Source organism: uncultured Chitinophaga sp., from assembly GCF_937874145.1.
Lineage (GTDB): Bacteria > Bacteroidota > Bacteroidia > Chitinophagales > Chitinophagaceae > Chitinophaga.
Window position 1 is genome coordinate 1 of the sequence record NZ_CALNBI010000263.1, and the last position, 2053, is coordinate 2053.

Below are 2053 nucleotides of genomic sequence, written 5' to 3' on the forward strand. Positions count from 1 at the left end.
TATGCCAGCGGATGGAACAGCTTGCCTTCCTGGCCCGTCAGCATGAAAACCGGGAGAAACGAGGTAATGATGATGATCGTGGCAAAAAATACCCCGCGGGATACCTGTTTGCTGGACTGTTCAATGATCTTCAATCGTTCTTCTTCCGATATCCAATCCGGGGATTTTTTAAATATTTTCTTCAACCAGTTCATTGTAATTAGCTTTTTTGCTGTTTTTGCCAGAGGGCATATCTTTCAGCAAGATGTTTGTATGCGTTTTCACTCATAATGATCCCATTGTCCACAATAACCCCAATGGCCAGCGCGATACCTGTGAGGGACATGATGTTCGACGAGATGTCGAAGGTGTCGAGCAGAATGAAGCTTGCGGCCAGGGTAATCGGGATTTGGATGATAATGCTGAGCGCGCTGCGCCAGTGGAAAAGGAAAATGATCACCACGATGGAAACGACGATCATTTCTTCAATGAGCGTATTTTTGATGGAATCCACGGATTCCTTTATCAATTCGCCCCTGTCGTAAATGATGTCAAACTTTACCCCCTTGGGTAGCCCTTTGGCTACTTCTTCCATTTTCGCTTTTACCTTATCAATTACCGCATCCGCATTTTCTCCATATCTCATTACAACGATCCCGCCAACGCGTTCGCCTTCGCCATCCTGGTCGAAAATACCCAAGCGGGTTTCGCCGGTCATTTGCACAGCGGCAACGTCGGCGACACGGATGGGAATGCTGTTCTGGTTCTTGACGGGAATGTTTTCGATCTCCTCGACGGATTTCAGGTAGCCGGAGGTTTTTATGATATAGCCGATGTCGCTAAGCTCGAATTTCCTGCCACCGGATTCGTTGTTGTTCGTCCGGATGGCGTTGATGACTTCCGGAACGGTAAGCCTGTAGTAAAGGAGCTTGTTGGGATCCAGCGTAATTTGATATTGTTTCTGGAAACCGCCAAAGGAAGCGATTTCGCTGACGCCCTCCACGTTTTGCAAGGCAAATTTCACATACCAGTCCTGTCCCGCGCGTTGTTCGCCCAAGTCCATGTTGGGGGCGTCCAGGGTATACCAAAGGATGTGCCCTACACCGGTGCCGTCGGGGCCGAGTTGCGGCGTAACGCCGGTAGGCAGCGTCCTGGAAACCGTACTGAGCCGTTCCAGCACGCGTTCGCGCGCCCAGTATATGTCAACATCGTCGTTAAAAATGACGTAAATGAAGCTCATGCCGAACATGGAGGAGCCACGTACATATTTGATCTTGGGGAGCCCCTGCAGATTCGTTACCAGCGGATAAGTGATCTGGTCCTCGATCAGTTGAGGCCCGCGGCCCATCCATTCGGTGAATACGATCACCTGGTTCTCTGATAGGTCAGGGATGGCGTCGATGGGGTTCTTCTTCACAGCAAAGATGCCCCAGGCGAACAAGGCGGTTGCCATCACCAGTACAATAAACCGATTTTTTAATGACCATTCAATAATACTATGTACCATATCTCTTTTTCTTTTGAAGGACGCAGCAGGTTGCCTGCCGCGTCCCATCTGTTTGATCTTGTTGCCTATGATTATTTATGGTGCTGATGGCCCTGGGTGGACTTTGCGGCACCTTTACGATCATACTGGCAGCATCCTAGAAGCTTGGTATACACGGAGTCCGCCGCCTGTGCTTTTTCCGTATCATGGCCGGCGGCAGCGATCTTCTGCTGCACCGCGTCGCCGCTGGTTTTTGCGGGATCCAGCGACACCGTCATCATTTTGGTTTCTACATTCCATTCAGCTTTCGAAACGCCGTCAACGGTGGCAGCTTTTTCGATTCTTTTCTTACACATGTTGCAGTTGCCATAGACCTTGAACGTTTCTTTCTTGGCGGATTGGGCAAATGCGCTCGATGTGCCTACAAAGGCAACCATAACAATGAGAAGAGATAATAGTTTGTTCATTTTTATATTGGTTTATTGTTTGATTACGATGCCGTTCGGCTTTTTGCCAACCGGGATGTCTTTTATTTTAGTGTGATCCGATACTTTGATAACGGAAACGTTGGCCGCTGATTGGTTCGTT

General features: G+C 49.0%; 3 protein-coding genes. All 3 read right to left on the bottom strand.

What is annotated here, in order from left to right:
* Positions 1-194: efflux RND transporter permease subunit (locus Q0510_RS13005; RefSeq protein WP_298712309.1), on the bottom strand; the 194-nt coding region annotated here is incomplete at its 3' end.
* 5 nt (positions 195-199) lie between these two features.
* On the bottom strand, positions 200-1534 hold the full coding sequence (locus Q0510_RS13010; protein ID WP_366941010.1) for an efflux RND transporter permease subunit: 1335 nt from the start codon (positions 1532-1534) through the stop codon (positions 200-202).
* Between the two features lie 23 nt (positions 1535-1557).
* The gene (locus Q0510_RS13015; RefSeq protein ID WP_298712315.1) at positions 1558-1932 is read right to left on the bottom strand and encodes a heavy-metal-associated domain-containing protein; all 375 of its coding nucleotides are present in this window, start codon (positions 1930-1932) and stop codon (positions 1558-1560) included.
* Between the last annotated feature and the right edge of the window lie 121 nt (positions 1933-2053).